Annotated in this window: 17 protein-coding genes, 1 tRNA gene and 1 other RNA gene; 4 read left to right on the top strand and 15 right to left on the bottom strand. The window is 66.9% G+C overall.

Annotation, left to right across the window (positions count from 1 at the left end; all coding sequences use genetic code 11):
* Positions 1-401, top strand: a 401-nt coding sequence (locus MB1_RS23945) for an integrase core domain-containing protein (protein ID WP_157084364.1), incomplete at its 5' end; no start/stop codon positions are given.
* A 117-nt stretch (positions 402-518) separates the two neighbouring features.
* Here MB1_RS23945 and MB1_RS25875 read toward each other — a convergent pair.
* The 4 genes from MB1_RS25875 to MB1_RS25865 all read right to left on the bottom strand — a co-directional run bounded on the left by MB1_RS25875 (position 519) and on the right by MB1_RS25865 (position 2783).
* A complete protein-coding gene (locus MB1_RS25875; RefSeq protein ID WP_157084362.1) occupies positions 519-1814 on the bottom strand; it encodes a hypothetical protein in 1296 nt (431 codons plus the stop codon).
* 68 nt (positions 1815-1882) lie between these two features.
* Entirely contained in the window at positions 1883-2089 is a 207-nt protein-coding gene (locus tag MB1_RS23935; protein ID WP_066913454.1) for a hypothetical protein, read from the bottom strand.
* Between the two features lie 359 nt (positions 2090-2448).
* Positions 2449-2625 carry a hypothetical protein gene (locus MB1_RS25870; protein ID WP_157084360.1) on the bottom strand — a complete coding sequence of 59 codons (177 nt, stop codon included), beginning with the start codon at positions 2623-2625 and terminating at the stop codon, positions 2449-2451.
* Positions 2622-2783, bottom strand: coding sequence for a hypothetical protein (locus tag MB1_RS25865; protein ID WP_157084358.1), 162 nt, complete (start codon positions 2781-2783; stop codon positions 2622-2624). The genes MB1_RS25870 and MB1_RS25865 overlap by 4 nt, the downstream gene beginning before the upstream one ends.
* A 1707-nt stretch (positions 2784-4490) precedes the next feature.
* Here MB1_RS25865 and MB1_RS26715 point away from each other — a divergent pair.
* Together MB1_RS26715 and MB1_RS26710 are read left to right on the top strand one after the other, a co-directional pair.
* Positions 4491-4706, top strand: a complete 216-nt coding sequence (locus MB1_RS26715; RefSeq protein ID WP_245650346.1) for a hypothetical protein — start codon at positions 4491-4493, stop codon at positions 4704-4706.
* Positions 4707-4715: 9 nt separating this feature from the next.
* Positions 4716-5141, top strand: coding sequence for a site-specific integrase (locus MB1_RS26710; protein ID WP_245650345.1), 426 nt, complete (start codon positions 4716-4718; stop codon positions 5139-5141).
* A 270-nt stretch (positions 5142-5411) separates the two neighbouring features.
* On the opposite strand, the gene MB1_RS23920 is transcribed toward MB1_RS26710, so the two are convergent.
* The 4 genes from MB1_RS23920 to MB1_RS23905 all read right to left on the bottom strand — a co-directional run bounded on the left by MB1_RS23920 (position 5412) and on the right by MB1_RS23905 (position 9259).
* A tRNA-Ala gene (locus MB1_RS23920) sits at positions 5412-5484 on the bottom strand.
* A 115-nt stretch (positions 5485-5599) separates the two neighbouring features.
* Positions 5600-6862 (bottom strand): MFS transporter, encoded by a 1263-nt coding sequence (locus MB1_RS23915; RefSeq protein ID WP_066913450.1) that lies wholly within the window; start codon positions 6860-6862, stop codon positions 5600-5602.
* A complete protein-coding gene (pgm, locus tag MB1_RS23910) occupies positions 6855-8492 on the bottom strand; it encodes a phosphoglucomutase (alpha-D-glucose-1,6-bisphosphate-dependent) (RefSeq protein WP_066913448.1) in 1638 nt (545 codons plus the stop codon). Before pgm ends, MB1_RS23915 begins: the two co-directional genes overlap by 8 nt.
* Positions 8493-8623: 131 nt before the next feature.
* A complete protein-coding gene (locus MB1_RS23905) occupies positions 8624-9259 on the bottom strand; it encodes an LON peptidase substrate-binding domain-containing protein (RefSeq protein ID WP_084352596.1) in 636 nt (211 codons plus the stop codon).
* Between MB1_RS23905 and gdhA the strand changes: the two genes are divergently transcribed.
* Positions 9258-10865: an NADP-specific glutamate dehydrogenase gene (gene gdhA, locus MB1_RS23900; protein WP_439646973.1), complete on the top strand. Its 1608-nt coding sequence runs from the start codon at positions 9258-9260 to the stop codon at positions 10863-10865. The two genes, MB1_RS23905 and gdhA, sit on opposite strands and share 2 nt — an antisense overlap.
* Positions 10866-10910: 45 nt before the next feature.
* Here gdhA and MB1_RS23895 read toward each other — a convergent pair whose 3' ends face one another.
* The 7 genes from MB1_RS23895 to MB1_RS23865 all read right to left on the bottom strand — a co-directional run bounded on the left by MB1_RS23895 (position 10911) and on the right by MB1_RS23865 (position 16079).
* Positions 10911-11444 (bottom strand): helix-turn-helix domain-containing protein, encoded by a 534-nt coding sequence (locus MB1_RS23895; protein WP_218000311.1) that lies wholly within the window; start codon positions 11442-11444, stop codon positions 10911-10913.
* A gap of 94 nt (positions 11445-11538) precedes the next feature.
* Positions 11539-11909, bottom strand: a transfer-messenger RNA (tmRNA) gene (ssrA, locus tag MB1_RS23890).
* 113 nt (positions 11910-12022) lie between these two features.
* Positions 12023-12514, bottom strand: coding sequence for an SsrA-binding protein SmpB (gene smpB / locus MB1_RS23885; protein ID WP_066913442.1), 492 nt, complete (start codon positions 12512-12514; stop codon positions 12023-12025).
* 127 nt (positions 12515-12641) lie between these two features.
* The gene (gene ftsX, locus MB1_RS23880; protein WP_066913440.1) at positions 12642-13547 is read right to left on the bottom strand and encodes a permease-like cell division protein FtsX; all 906 of its coding nucleotides are present in this window, start codon (positions 13545-13547) and stop codon (positions 12642-12644) included.
* Positions 13548-13628: 81 nt separating this feature from the next.
* Positions 13629-14318, bottom strand: coding sequence for a cell division ATP-binding protein FtsE (ftsE, locus tag MB1_RS23875; protein ID WP_066913438.1), 690 nt, complete (start codon positions 14316-14318; stop codon positions 13629-13631).
* Positions 14319-14400: 82 nt separating this feature from the next.
* Complete coding sequence (locus MB1_RS23870; RefSeq protein WP_066913436.1) at positions 14401-15195, bottom strand: Rv3103c transmembrane domain-containing protein; 795 nt, start codon at positions 15193-15195, stop codon at positions 14401-14403.
* Positions 15192-16079 carry a mechanosensitive ion channel family protein gene (locus tag MB1_RS23865; RefSeq protein WP_500778537.1) on the bottom strand — a complete coding sequence of 296 codons (888 nt, stop codon included), beginning with the start codon at positions 16077-16079 and terminating at the stop codon, positions 15192-15194. Before MB1_RS23865 ends, MB1_RS23870 begins: the two co-directional genes overlap by 4 nt.
* Positions 16080-16113 lie beyond the last annotated feature (34 nt).

The following is a 16113-nucleotide window of genomic DNA, read 5'->3' as shown; positions in this document are numbered from 1 at the left end:
CATGGTCGCTTGCCGATCACATGCGTACCGAGCTTGTCGAGGCCGCCGTGGATGCTGCGGTGTTCACTCGGGGCGGGTCGGTGGCCGGCACCATCTTGCACAGTGATAGAGGCGGCCAGTACACCAGCCACGACATCGCCGGAGCATGTGGCCGGCATGGTTTACGGCGCTCGATGGGCGCGACCGGTATCTGCTGGGACAACGCCGGTTCGGAGTCGCTGTGGTCGACGGTCAAGCACGAGTACTACAAGCGCCACGCTTTCGTCAGCTACGCGAGTCTTACTGCGGGACTTGACAATTACGTCCGCTTCTACAATCATGACAGGAGGCACAGTTCGCTGGGAATGATCTCGCCCATCAGGTTCGAGATCAGCTCACACGCAAGTCGGCAATCAAGCTAGACGTGTCCACTTTTTCAGGGGAACCTCATACGTCCTCATGTGCCTGCCGCGTCGCAACGGGCGTCTCAGTGTCTTAGGCAATCGCCCAGCAGCCCCGAACACGCGTTCGCCGCGCCCTTAATCTGCGTTGTCAGCAGGCTTCGCACCCCATCGCAGCCAGTATGCGAAATAGGGATCGGAGATGTACAGAGTTGCGAGAGCATTGTCATACTCAACCACCGGTTCACCTTCGATGTCCTCGCGGGCGATTCGAGTCATTTGGTCGAGGACGCGTGTGACCTCATGCTTCTGCGGCGGATCATCGGACGCGGCTAAGATCGCTCGGATGGCAGCCCGAAGCTGTTCGTAGGTGATTTCAGTCAGTGGACCAGTGTGGGCGATTGCGCTAAGGACTACGCCGTAAATGTCTGTGGCCGCACCCGACCGCAATACTCTGGTCTTCCTATCGGATCGTTCACGGGGTCCACGGGCGAGCCGATCAAATGTCGCCTTCGATGTCCCTGGTGCCAGCTGCGAGAAAAAGGCGTCCCAGTTGGGTTCCTCGATGGACTGCAACTCATCACGCGACACCGAGATCGAGTTCATCCGGCAGAGCTGGCGGCAAAAGTCCTGCATGAGGTGCGGACTTCTGAATGCTTCAGCGCGAAATCTGCGAATTACTGAGTCGCCAACCGATACGTTCAGCGCTCGAAAACCACGAACTGCGATCTGCTCCAAGTCAGTGTCATCCCAGAACCCGACTTCGAGTTGCGCGACGCGACCCGTCATCTCTTTCTCGACTTTCATCACGTCATACGCCCGATGAGGCACTGCCGCGACGACAAGACCGATGCCGTCGAAGACCAGATCCTTCAGTCCTCGGATAATGTCCAGCTGGACGTCGGAAGGAATGTAATGGAAGTCATCGATTACGATCACACGTTCGAGGTCTTCTTTGAGGGCATTGCGGCTCCCGCGCTTCGGTGTAATTACAGTTCGCTTCGAAATCCGACGGTCACGTGTAACGCTGTCGCTCGATGCAACCGCACCCTTGGCTACTGTCACGTTGAGTTCGCCGCTCTTGTCGCTGGTGTCAGTTGCGCTCAACCCGCCATCGAGTGCCGTCTCGGTCGGCACATCAAGCTCGTCCGCCAGATTTGACCAGAACTCATCAATGCTCGAAATCGCACCACCGGACAGCCAGATCGGCTCAAGGTCGTCTGGTATCTGACTTTTCAGGAGGACCGTCTTCCCAGTTTTGGTCGGACCGGACACGCTGAGAATCTTGTGACGAGTGTCGAGGTAGTCCTCGATTTTGGCTTCAAGGCGATTGTCGCCACGTGGGATGTAGGTCACCGTGGGGCGTCCACCCGGGACGAAAACCTCTCGCACCTTGTAAACGCGGCGGCCAGCGGCATCGCTCTGCGGTGTCATGCGCAAATGCTAGCTCAGTAGCCCGACACGCCCACGCAAACAGGCCCCGTCGAAGTGATTCGACGGAGTCAGTTCGTGTTTGGGCTCAGCGCTGATGCAACCGCCACAGCTCGCCGCCCGCGGGGCGCGATCGGCCGGGCGGCGGGCCAGGTTCCCACGCGGATCGCGCCGAGCCGCGTCACCGTCTCGTCGCCGTACTCGCTCAGCTTGAGCGCGGCGTCGACGTCGACGTCGACCCCAATGATCTCGCGGTACCCGTACAACTGAACGACCAATGCACGAGCCGGTTCCCACGTCGTGCCGATGGGGCGACGCGTCCGGTCGAGGGCTCCCGGAGCGCCTGACGCGACCAGGGGGAGCGGCGGTCGTCGCGGTGAACGCCGGGGCGGTCGATCACCACGAACGAACTGAACCGGGGTCCGCGCTAGAACCGCAGCTCAGCGACCGTGCCCGCGAGGTCGACCTCGCCAGGCTTCCCAAGCGGCGCACGTCCAAACTGACAGCGTCCGACGTTGCCACGCCGGTACCGCTCGTGGATCACGGCCGCTCCACGCTGAGCCCGCAGACCCTACCGACAACCGCGTCAGCCGCCTCATGGACCGCGACCGCGAGCTGTGCTCGGTCAACTGTGTGGTCATCGCCTATGTCCCTCGAGGTAGTGAGTGGCCTTGCGCTGCTGGCGCGTCGGCGGCATGTTGAGGCCGATCCGCGCCGAACTGCTCTTATCGCAGGTGAAGCCGGCAACGGTGCCGCGATACCGGATCTTCGATGTCCCACAGCCAGAGCAGATGTGCAGGTACTCAACGCTCACGCCTCGATCCCCAACGTGCGCAGCTCGTCTGCGGCCGACATGCCCAAGAGCGTCGCCAGCCGGGTTGTTTCAATCGTTCGCGCGAGCTTGCGCTCGATCGCGGATCTCTCACGATCGACGCCGCGCACTGCCTCGACCAGGCGCTCGGACGCGGACATGCGGCCTCGGGTGTAGCCGGGGCGAACCGCCCGGCCGAGCCACGCCGCGAGATCGGCGGCAACGGCTTCGGCATACGTGGTGAGCTGCGCGGACCACGTACCACTTACGACCTGCGACGAACAGGGTCGGCGGCTTGCTCCCGAGTGCTACGGTGTTCTATCGCTCGACAGCGTCGGCGAGCTTGCGCGCCCACAGTTGCGACGACGTCGGCAGATCTGCGACGGCGAAACGGCAACCGGCCCAACGCTTGAGGCGTGTCTCGGTCGCCGTCTCACGCTCTGCCGTTGCGCGTGCGGTAGGCGGATCGGCCGGAAATGGACTCTCAAATCGCTCGTGAGCGCGGCAGAATCGACAACGACTCCGCCCTCGTGTTGGTCGCGGCCGCCCTTTGTCCACCTCGGGTCCGCTTTTATTGGTACTCACAGTCATACCCTCGCTTGATAATTGGGATCTATGGAGCCGAGCGGCCCGAAGCCAGACCCCGGCCCCATCGATCGCCCGCCGATCCGCTAGTTGGTCTGTTACGCCGAGGTGGCGGTTTCGCCCTCGGTCAGCAGCCTGTACAGCGCCGCCGCCGGAACTCGCAGACGTCGCGCGCCGAGGCTGATTGCCGGTATATGTCCCGCCTGCTCGAGCCGGTAGCCGTATACGCGGGAGACACCGGGGATTCAGGCGGCGCGCTCGATGCTCACGGTGGGCGGTCCCTCGCGCAGATCTTCAAGCGTCGGGGCGGCGGTGCTGTCGGTCATGTCTCTAGCGTTGCGGCCCGCATGGCGAATGTTGACAATCTAGAGTCGCCAACATGAGCAGAGCGCGGCGAAACCGGGGCGACGTCACTTCGGTGACTATGCTGACCCCCAGCAAGCCAAGCGCCACAGCTCGTTTCGAGCACCAGCACCCGACGAACGCGTCGCGATCCGCCTTCACGGACACCCGCGCACCTACGTCGTACGCATACGACCACCGGCCGCGAGCCACAGCTCACCGAATTGTCGGTCATCGCCGACGCGAGAACAGCCGTCGACCCGTCGGCGTTGCGTGAGATCCCGGCCCGCCGCCTCGCGTACTCCGCCGCGCAACGGATCGCGCGACTCGGCGGACGATTCGCCTACAAAAGCGACCAGGCCGAAACCCACACCCGACCCGAAGATGCCAACCCGCGAGTATGGGCCGCCGCGCGGATCGCCGACCGGGCGCTTTCCCTCGGCCTGCCCGTTCGCCAGACCCGTCGCCGACGAACTCATGGTGTCGACGCGGACCGCCGACCGACTACTCGCCAAGGCCAAGGCCGAGGGGTTCCTCGACGCTGACTACCTGCCAAACGCCCACAACCTCGATAGAAGGACACGCACCGATGAGCGCCGACGCCACACGCAAACGCCGCCCGAGATCCGACTACGGTTTGACCAAGCTCGGCGACCGGCGTTGACGAGCCCGGCCGATCCCTCGGCACCGACCCGGTAACCGGCAAGCAGGTTCGGCCCCACCGCACGTTCACGACAAAGGGCGCAGCTCGCGAGTGGATCACCGAGCAACGGAAACAGTGGGATTCGCGCACGTGGGCGGCCAGGTCCGAACGCACCTTTGACGACGTCGCCGACCATCGGCTCAGGGTCCGCGCCGCCGACGACGGCACGCGCGACAACACGATCCGCGCTGATCGCGAGAGTTTGGCATACGCCCGGCGCGCGTTCGGGTCGGTGGCGATGCAGAAGTTGACTCCCGAGGTACATATCGACTGGTCGCTCAACCTGACGACCAAGCCGACGGCCATCGCCGACGGCACGCCCAAGCCCGGCCAGCCGCTCGCGGCCTCGACCAAGCACCGGACGATCGTCACCGTCAAGGCCGTCATGGCGCACGCGGTGCGTATGCGGTGGGTGAACTACGACCCGACCGCCAACCGCGATGCGCCCGCTTAGAAGGTCATTGTGGCCGAGGGGGAGATCTGGACACCCGAGCAGATGACGGCGTTTCTCGACTCGGTGGCCGACCAACGCCTCGCGGGGTGCTTCGCACTGGCACTGCTCGGGCTGCGTCGCGAGGAAGTCGGCGGGCTGCGCTGGTCGGATCTCGACCTCGACGCGGGCGAACTGCGTATCCGTCAGGCTCGGGTCGACGTCAACGGTCACAATGTCGTCGACGACCCGAAGAAAGCGCGCAGCGTGCGTGACCTGCCGATCCCGCCGCGCGAACTCGCGATGGTCAAGGCAATGCGCACCTCGCACCTCCGCGAGCGCATGGCCGTCGGCCGGCCGCTCGCCGAGGGGCGATCTCATTCTCGCTCGGATCGACGGGTCACAGCTCCCGGTCCGCGATTACACGCGGTTGTTCACCGAGCGGCGCAAGGCGGCTAACCTCCCTCCGATCACGTGCGCAACCTTCGGCACTCGTCGGTCTCGCGTACGCGGGCGGCGGGCATACCCGCCGACGTCGTGCCGACGTGGCACGGCCACAGCGAGCGCATGAGACGGCGGTTTACGGGCGCGGGAGCGACGACCGGCTCAAGGCCGCCGCCGTGTTCTCCTGGGCGGTAGGCAATAGTTAGGCAATCCGGCGGGAGTAGGCAACGACCCCACCAACGACGAAACCCGTTCCGACGCAGGTCGGAACGGGTTTCTAGTCTGTGGAGCTAAGGGGATTCGAACCCCTGACCCCCACACTGCCAGTGTGGTGCGCTACCAGCTGCGCCATAGCCCCGGAGCTTTCGAAACCGCCCGTGTGGGCGTCTTCGAACGCGTTGTTGAAACTACACTACCCCGATCCGAATCGACAAAACGGCTGGTCAACGCGCCCGGGTCCCGGCCGGTCCGCCCTATCCCGGGGAGTGCGCCGACGGATCGGCGACCGCTTCGTCTTCTGCCTCCGCGGGCGGGCGCGGCAGGGTCTCGGGCGCCACCAACCACGGCAGGACCGACAGCAGCAGGATGGCCCCGGTGATCGCGAACCCGACGCCGTAGCCGAATCCGGCGACCAGCCACCCGGCGAGCAGCGGCCCGATCACCGTCCCGACGTCCATCGACATCTGGTAGCCGGCGAGGGCGCCGCCGCGGCGTCCACGCCCACCGAGCAGGTCGCCGACGGCCGCCTGCTGCGGTGAGGCGAACAGGCCGCTGCCCACGCCTCCGAGGACACACAGCACCAGGAAGACGGTGACGTTCGGCGAGAAGCCGAGTCCTGCGGTGGCCAGGCCGCTGACCACCAGACCCGCGATCACGAACGGTTTGCGGCCCCGGACATCCGACAGCCGTCCGGCCGGGATCATCACCAGGACATTGCCGATCGCGAACGCGGTCAGCGCCAGGCCGGAGACCCCCGCACCGCGGCCGAGGGCCTCGACCGCGAAGAGCGGGATCAGGGCCATCCGCACCCCGAAGAGGGCCGCGCCGTTGGCGAAGTTGGTCACCACCGCCGCACGGAACGCCGGCAGTCGCCACGCCGGGACCTCCGGCCGCGCCGGATCATCGGTGACCGCGGCCGTTCCCGGTGCGGGTTCGCTGCGAAGGGCGATCGCCACGATCAGCGACGAGATCACCAGGGCGACGGCGTAGATCACGAACGGCGCCCGCAGACCGAGCCCGGACAGCGCGCTGCCGAGCAGCGGCCCGCTGATCGACCCGGCCAGGAAGCTCGTCGCGTAGAGCCCGGTCACCCGGCCGCGCGCCGCGACCGGGCTGCGGGCGACCACCAGGCTCAGCGAGGAGACGGTGAACATCGTCGACCCGATCCCGGCGATCGCCCGGAACGTCATCAGCTGCCAGTACGTCTGCGCCAGGGCGCAGGCGCCGGTGAACAGCGCGACGATCAGCAGACCGGCGATGTAGACGCGCCGCTCCCCCAGTAGGTTGACCGCGCGCCCGGCCGCCGGGGCGAAGATCAGCCGCGCCCCGGCGAAGATGCTGACGATCGCCGCCGCCGCGGTGACGCCGACGTCGAACTGCAGCGCGAACTGCGGCAGGATCGGCGCGACCAATCCGTAGCCGAGTGCGATGACGAATGCCGCCGCGATGAGAACGAGGATCTCGCGCGGCAGCGGCGGCGCCGCCGAAGCGGGCCGCCGCGACGTCCGATCAGCCACCGAGGACTCGACCGACCACCTCTCGGGCCGCCTGCTGCACCTCGGCGAGGTGCTCGGGGCCCTTGAACGATTCGGCGTAGATCTTGTACACGTCCTCGGTACCCGACGGGCGGGCGGCGAACCAGGAGTCCGCCGTGCACACCTTCAGGCCGCCGATCGGGGCGCCGTTGCCGGGCGCAGCGGTCAGCTTCGCGGTGATCGGGTCGCCGGCCAACTCGGTGGCGGTGACCTGCTCGGGGCTCAGCTTGCCCAGGATCGCCTTCTGTTCGCGGTCGGCGGGGGCGTCACTGCGGGCGTAGGCGGGATTGCCGAACTTCTCGGTCAACTCCCCGTAGCGCTTCGACGGGCTGGTACCGGTGACCGCCAGGATCTCGGAGGCCAGCAGGGCGAGCAGGATGCCGTCCTTGTCGGTGGTCCACACCCGGCCGTCCTTGCGCAGGAACGACGCCCCGGCGCTCTCCTCGCCGCCGAATCCGAGTTCGCCGGAGACCAATCCGGGGACGAACCACTTGAAGCCGACCGGCACCTCGTAGAGCTCGCGGCCCAGGGAGCCCACCACCCGGTCGATCATCGACGAGCTGACCACCGTCTTGCCGACCTTCGCGGACGCCGGCCAGCCGGAGCGGCTGCTGTACAGGTAGTCGATCGCCACCGACAGGAAGTGGTTCGGGTTCATCAACCCGCCGTCGGGGGTGACGATCCCGTGCCGGTCGGCGTCGGCGTCGTTGCCGGTCGACAGGTCGTAGTCGGCGCGCTTGCCCACCAGGGACGCCATCGCGTTCGGCGACGAACAGTCCATGCGGATCTTGCCGTCGGTGTCGAGCGTCATGAACCGCCAGGTCGCGTCGACCAACGGGTTGACCACGGTCAGGTCGAGTTTCAGCCGGTCGGCGATCGCCTGCCAGTAATCGACCGAGGCACCACCGAGCGGATCGGCGCCGATGTGCAGCCCGGCGTCGCGAATCGCGTCGATGTCGAGGACCGACGGGAGCTGATCGATGTAGTTGGACAGGAAGTCGAATGTCGCGATGCTCGCCCGCCGCTGCGGGCTCAGCGAAACGCGCGGAACGGTCGAAACGCCCTGACGCAGAATCTCGTTCGCTCGGGCGGCGATCACCGAGGTGATGTCGCTGCCCGCGGGGCCACCGTCCGGCGGGTTGTACTTGAAACCACCGTCGCGCGGCGGATTGTGCGAGGGGGTCACCACGATGCCGTCGGCGGCCGGGAGATCCGGATTCGCGTTGTGCGTCAGGATCGCCAGGCTGACCGCGGGGGTCGGGGTATAGCGACCGGCGGCGTCGATGCGCACGTCCACATCGGCGGCGACCAGCACCTCCAGCGCGGTCGTCTCCGCGGGCTCGGACAGCGCGTGGGTATCGCGGCCGAGGTAGAGCGGACCGGTGATGCCTGCGCGCGAACGGTATTCGACGATAGCCGCCGTCGTCGCGATGATGTGCGCCTCGTTGAACGCCCCGTCGAGGGACGATCCGCGATGCCCCGACGTACCGAAGACCACCTGCTGGGCGGGATCGTCCGGATCGGGCTGCAGCGTGTAGTACGCGCTGACGAGATGGGGAAGATCTACGAGGTCCTGCGGTTGCGCCGGCTGCCCCGCACGCTCGTGTGCCATAACGTGTCTCTCCTCATTCGACGCCGTTGTCCTCCACGCTCATCCTAGTGCCGCGGGTCCGGCGCGCTTCGGGAACGCCGGCTCGACCGGCGACCGTGATCGACGCCTCTCGACGTCGGCTTCCGCGCCGACTATCGCCCGCGACCCCGGAACTCGATCACGGCCGCGGCGTCGTCGATCGCGTCCGCCAGGACGGCACGGCGGGTGACCTGGTCGGGGGCGGCGAGGATGCGGTACCGGTCGGCGGCGGGCAGTCCGAGCGCCCGGGCGAGCGCGAACGGGTAGCCGGCCGGGTCGATCCGCTCGTCGGGAAGACGCGGGGCGGATCGCCGCCCGCTCACCCGGCGCCGGTCCTCGCCGGCCAGAGCGATCAGGGTGTCGAGGGAGTCGCCTAGCCGGCGCCGGGCGGGCAGCGCCGCGGCGAGGTCGGCGTCCTCGTCGGGCCAGACCTCGACGCGGGCGCGCGGGAAGGGATCGTCGGGCAGCCACTCGAGGATCTTGAGGCGCTCGGCTCCCCGGCATTCGAGCATCACCCCGCCGATGCCCGGTGAGGTGTTGTCGATATGTGCCAGGGTGGCGACCATGCTGCGGGCGTCGCCGCCGCCGACCTCACTGCCGCGTTCGATCAGGACCACACCGAACGAGGGCGACGGCATGCTCGCGCAGTGCTCGAGCATCGCGAGGTAGCGCTCCTCGAAGACGCGCAACGCGATCGCCTCCCCGGGGAACAACACCACTCCCAGGGGGAACATCGGTGTCCAGGTCATGATCTCCACGTCCGCCCCGCCGGTCGCCGACCCGGCTGGAGCGGCAGTCTCAACGCTACCGCGATGCGGCGGTCCGACACGTGCGCCGGCAGTCGCGGGGCGCGAGGCGATCGCACGATCCGGGTGTGATGTCGGCATCCCTCGCAGCGGATCGCATACGGACGAATACCCCATCGGGCACCCTTGCGGTACATCTTGCGTCATACGCAAGAAACGTCACGGAAACGTGTCCGTGACGCGACGGACTGGAGGATGCCCGGTGAGCCTGCACGAGAACCTCGGCGAGATCTACGACGAAGTGCTGCGCCGCAACCCCGGCGAGACCGAGTTCCATCAGGCCGTTCACGAAGTCCTCGAGAGCCTCGGGCCGGTGGTGGCGAAGCATCCGGCCTATACCGACGGCGCCGTGATCCGCCGGCTGTGCGAGCCGGAGCGGCAGATCATCTTCCGGGTCGCCTGGGTCGACGACCGCGGCAATGTGCAGATCAACCGCGGCTTCCGCGTCGAGTTCAACTCGGCCCTCGGCCCGTTCAAGGGCGGTCTGCGCTTCCATCCGAGCGTCTATCTGGGCATCGTGAAGTTCCTCGGTTTCGAGCAGATCTTCAAGAACGCGCTGACCGGCATGCCGATCGGCGGAGCGAAGGGCGGTTCGGACTTCGACCCGAAGGGCCGCTCCGACGGTGAGATCATGCGCTTCTGTCAGGCGTTCATGACCGAGCTTTACCGCCACATCGGCGAGTACACCGACGTCCCGGCCGGCGATATCGGCGTCGGCGGCCGCGAGATCGGCTACCTCTTCGGCCAGTACAAGCGCATCACCAACCGCTACGAATCCGGCGTCCTGACCGGCAAGGGCATCACCTGGGGCGGGTCGCTGGTGCGCACCGAGGCCACCGGCTACGGGGTCGTCTTCTTCACCGACGAGATCCTGCGCGCCCGCGACGAGTCGTTCGACGGCAAGCGCGTCGTCGTCTCCGGTTCGGGCAATGTGGCCACCTACGCGATCGAGAAGGTCGCCCAGCTCGGCGGCACGGTGATCGCCTGCTCGGATTCGAGTGGCTACATCGTCGACGAGAAGGGGGTCGACCTCGACCTGCTGCGTGAGGTCAAGGAGGTGCGGCGTGGACGGATCTCCGAGTACGCCGACCTGCGCCCCGACGCGGCCCGGTTCGTCGAGGGCCGGTCGATCTGGGAGGTGCCCTGCGATATCGCATTGCCCTGCGCCACTCAGAACGAGTTGGACGACACCGACGCCGCCGAGTTGATCCGCAACGGCACCACGATCGTCGCCGAGGGCGCCAATATGCCCTGCACCCCGAAGGCCGTCCGCCTGCTCACCGAGGCCGGGGTCACCTTCGCGCCCGGCAAGGCCGCCAACGCGGGCGGGGTCTCCACCAGTGCCCTGGAGATGCAGCAGAACGCGTCGCGGGACCGCTGGTCGTTCGAGTACACCGAGGAGCGTCTCGCCGACATCATGCGCGGTATCCACACCCGCTGCCTCGAGACCGCCGACGAGTACGGCTCCCCCGGCAACTATGCCGCCGGCGCCAACATCGCCGGCTTCACCCAGGTCGCCGATGCCGTACTGGCCTTGGGAGTCATCTGATCGCGCGTCACGTGCACAAGACGTGCGGGAGCGGGACGGCGAGGACTATATGTCCTCGCCGGCGCTCTGACGACCGTGTTCTGCCACGGGCGGGCCCAACGACATCAGTCCCCCGAGGGGCGAGACCTCACGCATCTCGATCGAGTCGCGGTCGAGACCGGTCATGACCCTCTTCAGGCCCGGAATGTCGCCGTCGTGCAGAAGCTCCTCCCACCGGCGAAGATTCCGCTCGTGCGGCTGGCCGGTCACTCCGCCGTGAAGACGTCGGAGGTTTCCGCCGACCGTGGACATCCATTCGGGCAGCGACTCGCGGGTCAGCCGGCCGGAGAGTCCTCGATGCAACAGCCAGGACCGCTTCTCGGATCGATTCAAGTCGGGCTCCACGGAGCGACGAATCACCTGCAATCGTCGACCCATACACGACAGCAGCCGGTCGAGTTGTTCATCGCTCAACTCGACCTTGCCGGACAGGAACTGGCTGATGCTCGGCTGGTGAACGCCACTGAACCGGGACAGCTCGGACTGAGTGGTGCCCGTCGAGAGCATCACCCGCCGCAGCAGATCCCCGCGATCCGACATATCCGAACTATAGCACTGAGTGCTATAACCCGGCTCGAGAGCGATCGGATCAGGACACGAAGAAGGGGTGGCCCGTGGTGGGCCACCCCTTCGGTGGTGGAGCTGCCGGGAATTGAACCCGGGTCCTATGGCGAATCATCAGGGCTTCTCCGTGTGCAGTCCGCTGGGTCTCTACTCGGATCTCTCGGCTCTCGCGGACAAGGCCGGGATGACGATCCCAGTCACTGTTTGCTGTTTCCGCTCCCACCGTGACCGTGGGAGAAGATAAGCCTTCTAGCTGATGCCGGGGACCGGGTCGAAGGCGAACCCGGGCCGACAGAGACGACCTGGCTTAGGCAGCGAGGGCGTACTCGCGCTGATTGGAATCGGCGCTTAATTGGTTGCAACGACGCTTAACGGTGGTCTCTTGCCTGCACCGACACGCTTCCCCTGTCTCAACGTCCACAGTCGAAACCGTTCAGCCCCTTTCCGTCGCCCGAAAGCGACGTCTTTCTGTTCCCGATCCAACGACCGGGCACATCAGTATATTCCCGATCCTCCGCTTCGGCGAGCACCCTCGCCGAACGCGTCGGACGATGCTAGCGCCGGGCGCGTTCCCGGTTGCCCTTGAACCGCCGCCCCATCTCGCGGGCGATCTCCCGATCGGAATCCCGCTTCGCCAGATCCTGCCGCTTGTCGTAGTCCTGCTTGCCGCGGGCCAACGCCAGTTCGACCTTGACCTTGCCGTCGGAGAAGTACATCGACAGCGGGACGAGGGTCATATTGCCGTCGTGGATCTTGCCGACGAGGTGTTCGATCTCCTTGCGATGCAGCAGCAGCTTCCGGTGCCGCCGAGGTGTGTGGTTGGTCCACGACCCCTGGGTGTACTCCGGAATGTGCAGGTTGCGCAGCCAGACCTCGCCGTCGTCGACCGTCGCGAACGCGTCGACCAGGGACGCGTGACCGTCCCGCAGACTCTTGACCTCGGTCCCGACCAACGCCACTCCGGCTTCCCAGGTGTCGATGATCGCGTAGTTGTGGCGGGCCTTGCGATTGGTGGCGATCACCTTGCGACCCTTTTCCTTCGCCATGCGTGTCACCCCCTTCCCTCGTCGATATCGTTCGCGCCGGTTGCTCCGGCGACTGACTACTTGACCACGAACGCCGGTCCGGTTTCAACCGGTTTACCGGGCGCCCCCTCCCCCGCGGACGGCCGGGTCAGGTGCGCACGTAGAGCCGCAGCGTCACATAGGACGTCGCGGCGGCGAGGGCGATCGCGACCGCCACCAGCGCCGGGGACACCAGCAGGATGTCGGTCGTCGTGATCCGGGCGAGGATATTCGCCTGGTACAGATCGTCGAGCAGTCCATCGATGAACGCCGCCTTGGCGACAAATAGTCCCGCGATCGCCAGGACGACACCGATCAGCGCCGCGACGACGGTCTCGAGCAGGAACGGCAGCTGGGTATACCAGCGGGTGGCGCCGACGAGCCGCATGATGGACACCTCGGTCCGCCGGGTGAACGCGGCGATCTGGACCATATTGGCGATCAACAGGATCGCGGCGATCGCCTGGACGATCGCGACGGCGAAGGCGGCATTGCGGATACCGTTGAGCACGCTGAACAGCCGGTCGACCAGCTCGTGCTGGTTGAGCACGCTCTCGACGCCGGGCCGGTCGGCGAACTGCTCGTCGATCACCCCGAACTGGTTGACGTCCGACAGCCGCACCTTGAACGACGCGGGGAAGCTGTCGGGGCTGACCAGCGAGGCGAGCTCGGGCTGATCGGCGAAGACCCGGTTGGTCGCGTCCTCGACCGCGGACTGCCGGTCGAGGTACTGCACCGAGGAGACGCCGGGGGTGTTCTCCAGATCGGAGCGCAGGGTCGAGCAGATGTCGCCGGAGCAGGCGGGGTCGTTGGCGGAGATGTCGTCGGTCAGGAAGATCTGTACCTCGACGCGGTCGAGGAAGATCTGCTGGGTCTTCGAGGCCATCTGCACCACGAGCAGTCCGCTGCCGAACAGGCCGAGGCCGATCGCGGTGGTCAGGATCATCGCCAGGGTGATCGTGATGTTCCGCCGCAGCCCGGTGACGACCTCACCGAGAAGAAAACTGAAACGCATGAAACCTACTTCGTCCGTGGCCCGCTGGGCCGGCGTCGATCGGCTCTGTCGGCCGAGGGGTGGTCGGTGGTCGTCGGGTCGCTACTTGCCGACGCCGTAGACCCCTCTCGCCTCGTCCCGGATGACTTTTCCGGACTGCAGTTCGACCACGCGCCGGCGCATCGCGTCGACGATGTGGTGGTCGTGGGTCGCCATCAGGACGGTCGTTCCGGTGCGGTTGATGCGCTCGAGCAACTGCATGATGTCGTTGCTGGTCTCCGGATCGAGGTTGCCGGTCGGCTCGTCGGCCAGCAGGACCAGCGGTCGGTTGACGAAGGCACGCGCGATAGCCACCCGCTGCTGCTCGCCACCGGACAGCTCGGCCGGCAGCCGATCGGCCTTGCCGGCGAGCCCGACCATCTCGAGGGTCTCCGGCACGGTCCGCTTGATCACCGCGGACGGCTTGCCGATCACCTCGAGCGCGAAGGCGACGTTCTGCGCGACCGTCTTGTTCTGCAACAGCCGGAAGTCCTGGAAGACGCATCCCACCGACTGGCGCAGCTTCGGTACCCGGCGGGCGGGCAACCGGTTGACGGGGAAGTCGGCGACCGTGATCTCCCCCGAGGTCGGCACGTCCTCCTTGAGCAACAGCCGCAGCAATGTCGACTTGCCCGAGCCGGACGGCCCGATCAAGAAGAGGAATTCACCCTTGTCGACGTCGATGCTCACGCCGTCCAGCGCCGGTCTGGTCGAGGCGGCGTAGGACTTCGTGACGTTCTCCACGCTGATCACGATCGGCCAGTGTATCCACGCGTCGCCGGCCGATCACGTCTGCGTCGGAAGTGGCCACAGTGACGGACGGGCCCGACCGGGCTCACGGCGCCGGTGTGGTCTGCCCGCTGTCGGTGCCGTTCTGGGTCAGACCGGGTATCGACAGGCCGGGGATGCTGAAGCCGCCCGCGGTGGTCGTCGGCGCCGTGCTCGTCGCGCTGGTCTCCCCCGCGGCCGGACCGGTCGTCTCCGGGCTGCCCGACGTGGTCGTCGGCGGCGCGCTCGTCGTCGTCGTCGGCTCGGGGACGGTGGTGGTCGGAGGTGCGATCGGTACCGGCGTCAGCTGGTAACCGTCCGGAACCACCACGTTGGTGTCGCCGGTCTGCGAGGAGGTCGAGTCGGTGCCGGAGCCGTTCGGATTCAGCCAGCCGTAGAGGACCAGCAGACCCACCCAGATCACCGTCAGAACCAGCGTCGAGGTGCGCATCCGTCCGCCGAGGATGCGCTCGGGGATGCGGTCGCGCAGCTTGATGTACCAGGGATCGTGCTCCGGATCCGGCGAGGTCGCAGTTCCCGACGTATCGGCGCGATCGCCGGCTCGGTGGGTCCCGGAGTCGGCTTGGGCGGCGGTCTCGGTCGCCTGCCCGCCACCGGACCGCTCCGTGCCGGTCTCGGTTCGACCTGCGTCGGGGACCTCTGGTCGACTGCCCGTGGTCGGTTCCGCCGGGATGATCTCGATCCTCGGTTCGCCGGCGCGGGCCTCGTCGGCCGTCTCGGCGGGCAGCTTCTCGTCGGTCTCGCTCCAGGCGCGCGGCTCGATGCGAGCGGTGCGGTCGGAGTCGGGCCGACTCTGCCGGGGCATCATCCGGGTGCGGGCGTCGTCGTCGTGCTCGGTCACGGGACCGCCTCCTCTCCGCTGGTGTCGACGACGTCCTCCGGCCGCAGCACCAGCCCGGCACGGTTGAACTCCTCGACGATGCGCGCTCGCAGGTCGCGACCGACCTCGAACTGCTTGCCCGGCTGGGTACGGGCGACGATCCGCACCCGCATCTGGGTGACGCCGATCGCCTCGACGCCCATGACGGTCGGTTGGTCGAGCAGCAACGGCCGGACCTCGGGGTCGGCGTAGGCCTCGGCGCCGATACGGCGCAGCAGGCTGTTGACCTCGGAGACGTCGGCGCTGACCGGGACCGGCACGTCGATGACCGCGCGCGCCCAGTCCTTCGAGGAGTTGATCACCTCGGTGATCCCGCCGTTGGGCACGGTGATCACCTCGCCATTGGTCGATCGCAGCTTGGTCACCCGCAGGGTGACGTCCTCCACCGTGCCCGACGCGGCGTTGGACCCCATCGACAACTGGACGACGTCGCCGAAGCCGTACTGCCGTTCGGTGATGATGAAAAAGCCGGCGAGCAGGTCGCGCACGATGCTCTGGGCACCGAAGCCCAGGGCGGCGCCGACCACCGTGCCGGGGACCACCAGGCCCGTCGTCGGCAGACCGCTTCTGCCGACCACCAGCAGGGTGGCGATGATGTAGACCACGACGATCAGGGTCCACTCGACCACCTGCGCCAGCGCGCGCATGTGCTTGTTGCGCTCGGTGCGCACGACCGAGTCGAGCTCGGCGCGACTGTTGTCCAGACTGATCTGATAGCGCCCGCTACCCGCCCGGATCGCCCGTGCGATCAGGACCGCGCCGAGAATGATCAGCGCGATGACCAGGCCATCGGATGTCAGCCAATCGAGGACGCGGCCGGCCAGACCCGGTACCTCCGCCCGCAGTGGTTCGTTCCCGATGAGAAATCCCTCCCCAACC

The organism is Millisia brevis NBRC 105863, from assembly GCF_001552615.1.
GTDB lineage: Bacteria > Actinomycetota > Actinomycetes > Mycobacteriales > Mycobacteriaceae > Millisia > Millisia brevis.
Note: the sequence above shows the minus strand (reverse complement) of the source record. Positions and strands in the feature narration are given on the sequence as shown.